This window comes from Frankia sp. AgKG'84/4 (genome assembly GCF_023242965.2).
In the GTDB taxonomy this organism is placed as follows: Bacteria; Actinomycetota; Actinomycetes; order Frankiales; family Frankiaceae; genus Frankia.
Window position 1 is genome coordinate 1 of sequence record NZ_JALKFU020000288.1, and the last position, 6,491, is coordinate 6,491.

Annotated in this window: 6 protein-coding genes and 1 pseudogene; all 7 read left to right on the plus strand. The window is 70.3% G+C overall.

The features are described 5' to 3' along the window. Positions 1-575: molybdopterin dinucleotide binding domain-containing protein (locus MXD58_RS17020; protein ID WP_284678483.1), on the plus strand; the 575-nt coding region annotated here is incomplete at its 5' end. Beyond that, positions 572-1,936, plus strand: coding sequence for an NADH-quinone oxidoreductase subunit NuoH (gene nuoH / locus MXD58_RS17025; protein ID WP_248838666.1), 1,365 nt, complete (start codon positions 572-574; stop codon positions 1,934-1,936). The genes MXD58_RS17020 and nuoH, both read left to right, overlap by 4 nt. Before the next feature lie 3 nt (positions 1,937-1,939). After that, positions 1,940-2,644: an NADH-quinone oxidoreductase subunit NuoI gene (nuoI, locus tag MXD58_RS17030; RefSeq protein ID WP_248838667.1), complete on the plus strand. Its 705-nt coding sequence runs from the start codon at positions 1,940-1,942 to the stop codon at positions 2,642-2,644. Continuing rightward, entirely contained in the window at positions 2,641-3,591 is a 951-nt protein-coding gene (locus MXD58_RS17035; protein WP_248838668.1) for an NADH-quinone oxidoreductase subunit J, read from the plus strand. The genes nuoI and MXD58_RS17035 overlap by 4 nt, the downstream gene beginning before the upstream one ends. Next, complete coding sequence (gene nuoK, locus MXD58_RS17040) at positions 3,588-3,887, plus strand: NADH-quinone oxidoreductase subunit NuoK (RefSeq protein ID WP_248838669.1); 300 nt, start codon at positions 3,588-3,590, stop codon at positions 3,885-3,887. The genes MXD58_RS17035 and nuoK overlap by 4 nt, the downstream gene beginning before the upstream one ends. Before the next feature lie 144 nt (positions 3,888-4,031). Further along, positions 4,032-6,008 (plus strand): NADH-quinone oxidoreductase subunit L, encoded by a 1,977-nt coding sequence (nuoL, locus tag MXD58_RS17045; RefSeq protein ID WP_248838670.1) that lies wholly within the window; start codon positions 4,032-4,034, stop codon positions 6,006-6,008. A 1-nt stretch (position 6,009) separates the two neighbouring features. Beyond that, positions 6,010-6,491 (plus strand): annotated as a pseudogene (locus tag MXD58_RS17050) (NADH-quinone oxidoreductase subunit M); the annotation flags it as partial.

Sequence of the window (6,491 nt, forward strand, 5' to 3'; positions counted from 1 at the left end):
GGGTGCCCGCGCCCGCCGAGCCGGCCGCGCCGGCCGCCGTCCCCGGCGCCGGGGAGGCGATCCTCGCCACCTGGCACCAGCTCATCGACGACGGCGCGCTGCTGGCCGACGAGCCGTACCTGGCCGGCACGGGCCGCCCGTCGGTGGTGCGGCTTTCCGCCGCGACGGCCGTCGAGATCGGGGCCCGGGCCGGCGAACCGGTGCGGGTCTCCAGTGGCCGCGGCTCGATCACGCTGCCCTGCGAGATCGCCGTGCTGCCGGACCGGGTGGTCTGGGTGCCGACCCATTCGCCGGGTTCGCATGTGCGCCGGTTCCTCGCCGAGCGGGCCGGTGTCCTCGTGCGGATCGCGGCCAGTTCCGTGCCGCGCCCCGCAGCCGACGACACGTTCCCCGTCGACGAGCGCGGCGGCACGGCCCTGGGCGCGGACTTCACCGCGGCCCGCGACGCCACCGTGCGGATCGAGACGCCGGCGACCGCGGCCGCCGAACCACCGGGCCCGTCCACTCCACCGGCGCCGGTGTCACCCGCGCCGAGCGTGAACGGCCGCGGCGACGCCACCGGTGGTCGGGCATGAGCCTCTCCGCCGCGGCCATCGTCGCCGCGCCGGTCGACCCGGACCTGACCCGGTTCGGCGCCGACCCGTTCTGGCTCATCCTGATCAAAGCCGTCGCGGTCTTCGCGTTCCTGCTGCTGATGACGCTGTTCGCGATCGTGTTCGAGCGCAAGGTCGTCGCCCGGATGCAGCAGCGGATCGGGCCGAACCGGCACGGGCCGAAGGGCTGGCTGCAGAGCCTCGCCGACGGCGTCAAGCTGATGCTCAAGGAAGACCTGATCCCGGCGCTGGCCGACAAGCCGGTGTTCATCCTGGCGCCGATCGTCTCCGCGGTCCCGGCGTTCATCGCGTTCGCGGTGATCCCGTTCGGCCCGGAGGTCTCGATCTTCGGGCATCACACCACGCTGCAGCTCGCGGACCTGCCGATCAGCGTGCTGTACATGCTGGCCGCGGCCTCGCTCGGGGTGTACGGCCTGATCCTCTCCGGCTGGTCGAGCGGATCGACCTACCCGTTGCTCGGTTCGCTGCGCTCGGCGGCCCAGATCATCTCCTACGAGGTGGCGATGGGCCTGTCGTTCGTCGCGGTGTTCATGTACGCGGGGACGCTGTCGACGTCGGGCATCGTGGAGAGCCAGTCGGGGCGCTGGTACATCGCGCTGCTGCCGTCGTTTGTCCTCTACGTCATCTCGATGGTCGGCGAGACGAACCGGACGCCGTTCGACCTGCCCGAGGCCGAGGGCGAGCTCGTCGGCGGTTTCCACACCGAGTACAGCTCGATCAAGTTCGCGTTCTTCTTCCTCGCCGAGTACATCAACATGGTCACCGTCTCGGCGATCGCGACCACCCTGTTTCTGGGTGGCTGGCAGCCGCCGCCGATCCCGGGGCTGTCCGGGCTGGACCACGGCTGGGTGCCGCTGATCTGGTTCGTGCTCAAACTGCTGCTGTTCCTGTTCTTCTTCATCTGGCTGCGCGGAACACTGCCCCGGCTGCGTTACGACCAGTTCATGTCCTTCGGCTGGAAGGTACTGATCCCGGTCGGGTTGGTCTGGGTGCTGGTCATCGCGACCTTCCGCGCCTACCAGAAGGACGTCGATGACCGCACGCCGTGGCTGATCGGCATCGGTGTGGTCATCGCGGTGCTGGTCATCGTCGCGCTCGTCGATCCCGGCGGCGCGAAGCACCAGCGGGAGGCGGAGGAGGCCGAGCGGCGCAAGCTCGCCGACGCGCCGAGCCTCGAACGCATCCCGTGGCCGCCGCCCGCGAACACCAACGGGGCGGGCAACCGCCCGGCGGTCCCCGCGGGTGCTGTTCTGCCCGCGGACACCGCCATCTCCGCGGACACCGCCATCCCCGCGGACGCGTCCGCGCGCCAGGAGGGCTGAGAAATGGGCCTGTTCGACCCGTACAAGGGCTTCGGCGTCACCTTCTCGACGATGTTCAAGAAGCCGACGACCGAGCAGTACCCGGAGTACAAAAAGGAGACCGCGCCGCGCTTCCACGGCCGTCACCAGCTCAACCGGCATCCCGACGGGCTGGAGAAGTGCGTCGGGTGCGAGCTGTGCGCGTGGGCGTGTCCCGCGGACGCCATCTACGTCGAGGGCGCCGACAACACCGAGACCGAGCGGTTCTCGCCCGGTGAGCGGTACGGCAGCGTCTACCAGATCAACTATCTGCGCTGCATCCTGTGCGGGCTGTGCATCGAGGCCTGCCCGACCCGGGCGCTGACGATGTCGAACGACTACGAGCTAGCCGACGACAGCCGCCGGGACCTGATTTTCACCAAGGAGCAGCTGCTCGCGCCGCTGGCCGAGGGCATGGAGGCGCCGCCGCACCCGATGCGGCTCGGCACGAGCGAGACCGACTACTACCTACGTGAGCCGGACGCGCCCTATCCCTGGCAGGTCGCCTCGACCGGGCCTGCCGGAACCGGGCCTGCCGGAACCGGGCCTGTCGGGACCGAGTCCACCGGGACATCGGCGGCGGACACGCAGGAGCAGGCCGAGGACGTCATCGATCGGCGGACCGCCGGCGAGCACTCCCGGGCGGACGAGGTGCCCGCGCACGGCGCCGGTACGGAGCGGCCACGATGACGCACGAAACCCTGCTCACCGCGGCGGGCGCGATCACCAGCACGTCCACCGGTGAGGCGGTGACGTTCTGGATCCTCGCGCCGGTGGCGCTGCTGACGGCGATCGGCATGGTGCTGGTCCGCAGCGCCGTGCACTCCGCCCTGCTGCTGGTCGCGAACCTGTTCTGCGTCGCGGTCTTCTACATGATCCAGCAGGCGCCGTTCCTCGGCTTCGTGCAGATCATCGTCTACGCCGGCGCGATCATGGTCCTGTTCCTGTTCGTGCTCATGCTCGTCGGCGTCGACTCGTCGGACTCGCTGGTGGAGACCATCCGCGGGCAGCGGCTCGGGGCGGCCATCTTCGGCCTCGGCTTCGCCGGCCTGCTGGTCTTCCCGATCGGCTCGGCGATCGACGACGGTAGCGCCAAGGGGCTCGACGCGGCGAACACCGGCGGCAACGTCCAGGCGATCGGCCGGTTGCTGTTCACCCAGTACGTGTTCGTCTTCGAGGCGATCTCGGCGCTGCTCGTGGTCGCCGCGATCGGAACGATGGTCCTCGGCCACCGTGAGCGCGAGGGCGGCCGGATCACCCAGCGGGACTGGATGCAGCGCCGCTTCGCCGAAGGCGCGCAGGTCACCCCACTGCCCGGCCCCGGCGTGTACGCCCAGCACGACTCCGCGAACACCCTGGGTCTGCTGCCCGGCGGCGGCCTGGCCTCCGGCATCGGCGGCATCCCCGCGGTCGACCCGCCCGGCCCCCCGCCGGTCGACGGCCAGGCCAGCGGGTCCTCGCCCGAGGGCGGACCGGCCGCGGGCGGTCCGGGCCGGCCTGGTGGGGATACCGGGCCGGGTCCGTCGGGATCCGGTGGCGGTGGTGACGGCGGTGGCGGTGGCGACCGCCCCGACCCCGACCCGGTCGACGCGAACGACTCGGCGCTCGCCGGCGCGGGCAAGGGAGAGGACCGATGAACCCGGCGAACTACCTCATCCTGGCGGCGATGCTGTTCACCATCGGCACCGTCGGCGTGCTGGTGCGGCGCAACGCGATCGTCGTGTTCATGTCGATCGAGCTCATGCTCAACGCCTCGAACCTCACGCTGGTCACCTTCTCCCGCATCCGCGGCACCCTCGACGGCCAGATCATGGCGTTCTTCGTCATGGTCGTCGCCGCGGCCGAGGTCGTGATCGGCCTGGCCATCATCCTCAGCATCTTCCGCACCCGTCGCTCGGCGTCGGTGGACGACGTGAACCTGCTGAAGTACTGACCTTCATGATCAGGCTCCCTGACGACCAGTGCTGACCCCTGACGACCAGTGCTGACCCCGAGGACGACGGGCCAGTCCGCACGGAAGAACGGACGAGACCGCAGTGACGCATAATCGCCAGCGACGCGGCGTGGCGAGGGCGCGATGAGCGCCGACGCCGTTGCCGCCGCCGAATCCGGCGTGCACCCGATCCACTACGCCGCCGCCTCCGGGGTGTTCTCCCTGTCGTGGCTGCTCATCGTGCTGCCGCTGGCCGGCGCCGCGGTGTTGCTGCTCGGCGGCCGGCGCACCGACCGGTTTGGCCATGTGATCGGCACGCTCGCCGCCGCCGCCAGCTTCGTCGTCGGCGTGGTGCTGTTCGCCGCGCTGCTCGGCCGCGCCGGCGACGACCGGGCCCTGTCGCAGCACCTTTACTCCTGGATTCCGGTCAACGGCTTCCAGGTCGACGTCGGCCTGCTCGTCGACCAGCTCTCGATCGTCTTCGTGCTGCTGATCACCGGCGTCGGGACGCTGATCCACATCTACTCGATCGGCTACATGGCGCACGACCCGGCCAGGCGCAAGTTCTTCGGCTACATGAACCTCTTCCTGGCCTCGATGCTGCTGCTCGTCCTGGGCAACAACTTCCTGTCGCTCTACGCCGGCTGGGAACTGGTCGGCCTGTCGTCGTACCTGCTCATCAAGTTCTGGGAGGACCGGCCGGCGGCGGCCACCGCCGCGAACAAGGCGTTCTACATGAACCGCGTCGGCGACGTCGGACTCGCTCTCGCAATCATGTTCATGTTCGCCACCGTCGGCTCGACCGGCTTCGCCGACGTCTTCGGCGCCGCGGCCGGCGGGGTCATCGGCTACGGCACGATCACCGCGATCGCGCTGCTGCTGCTGCTCGGCGCCTGCGGAAAGTCCGGCCAGTTCCCGCTGCAGGCCTGGCTGCCGGACGCGATGGAGGGCCCGACCCCGATCTCCGCGCTGATCCACGCGGCGACCATGGTCACCGCCGGCGTCTACCTGATCGTCCGGGCCGCGCCGATCTTCGACGAGACGCAGGCCGCCCGCACCGTCGTCGTCATCATCGGCGCGATCACGATCCTGCTGGGCTGCGTCATCGGCTGCGCCTACGACGACATCAAGAAGGTGTTGGCCTACTCGACGGTCAGCCAGATCGGCTACATGTTCCTGGCGGTGGGCCTCGGGCCCGCCGGCTACGCGCTGGGCATCATGCACCTGCTCGCCCATGGCTTCTTCAAGGCCGGCCTGTTCCTCGGCGCCGGCTCGGTGATCCACGCCATGGACGACGACCAGGACCTGCGCCACTACGGCGGGCTGTGGCGGTACATGCCGATCACCTGGGCCACGTTCGGTCTCGGCTACCTGGCCATCATCGGCTTCCCCGGGCTGTCCGGCTTCTTCACCAAGGACCGCATCATCGAGACAGCCTTCGACAAGGGCGGCACCTCGGGCTACCTGCTCGGGTCGATCGCGCTGCTCGGCGCCGGCATCACCGCCTTCTACATGACCCGGCTGTTCCTGATGACCTTCCACGGCAAGAAGCGCTGGTCGTCGGAGGGTGACGACGCCCGTCACCCGCACGAGTCGCCGGTGTCGATGACCGGGCCGATGATCGTCCTGGCGTTCGGCTCAGTGTTCGCCGGCGGGCTGTTCGTCCTCGGCCACTCGCTGCAGGACTGGCTCGAGCCCGTCGCCGGCGAGGGCGTCGAGGGCGTGCACACGTTCTCCCCGGTCGTGTTGACCCTGCTCACTCTGGTGGTGACTGTCGGCGGGTTCGCGGCGGCCTACCTGCGCTACCAGGTCCGTCCGGTCGCGGTGGCGGCCCCGGCGGACAGCGAGGTCACCCTGGTCACCGTCGCCGCCCGCCACGACCTGTTCGCGAACACCTTCAACGAGACCGTCGCCATGCGGCCCGGCCAGTTCCTGACCCGCTTCCTGGTCTGGCTGGACCTTGTCGGCGTCGACGGGCTCGTGCGGGGCAGCGCCGCCGGCATCGGCGGGCTCTCCGGGCGGATGCGCCGCCTGCAGACCGGCTTCGTCCGGTCCTACGCTTTGTCGATGTTGGGAGGTGCCGTCCTCGTGGTCGGCGCACTGCTGCTGGTGAGGGGCTGACGTGAGCACAGTCCCCTGGCTGACGATCCTGCTGCTCATCCCCGCCGTCGGCGCCGTCGTCGTCGGCTTCCTGCCACGGTCGCGGGCGACGCTGGCCAAGCAGCTCACCCTGGCGATCACGCTGGTGGTCCTGGTGCTCGCGGTGCTCGCCACCGTCGCCTACGACCCGAAGAAGGCGGGCTTCCAGTTCGCCCAGCATCACAGCTGGATCTCGACGTTCGGCATCTCCTACTCGGTCGGCGCCGACGGCATCTCACTCGTGCTGATGCTGCTCGCCGCGGTGCTGCTGCCCGTCGTCGTGCTGTCTTCCTGGGACGAGGTCGACGGCCCTGAGCCCGGCGGGGACGGGCTTCCCGCGCGGGCGGGTCGCGACAGCGGCGTGACACCCACCGGCCCGGCCGGTGGTGCCGAGGCCGGTGGCGCGGTCGAGGCTGGTGGCAGTGGCAGTGGCGGTGGCGGTGGCGGTGGCGGTGGCGGTACGGC

Excerpts from the sequence above, each read along its gene's own strand:
- nuoH (WP_248838666.1), top strand. The coding sequence starts at position 572 with ATGAGCCTCTCCGCCGCGGCCATCGTCGCCGCGCCGGTCGACCCGGAC.
- nuoI (WP_248838667.1), top strand. The coding sequence starts at position 1,940 with ATGGGCCTGTTCGACCCGTACAAGGGCTTCGGCGTCACCTTCTCGACG.
- MXD58_RS17035 (WP_248838668.1), top strand. The coding sequence starts at position 2,641 with ATGACGCACGAAACCCTGCTCACCGCGGCGGGCGCGATCACCAGCACG.
- nuoK (WP_248838669.1), top strand. The coding sequence starts at position 3,588 with ATGAACCCGGCGAACTACCTCATCCTGGCGGCGATGCTGTTCACCATC.
- nuoL (WP_248838670.1), top strand. The coding sequence starts at position 4,032 with ATGAGCGCCGACGCCGTTGCCGCCGCCGAATCCGGCGTGCACCCGATC.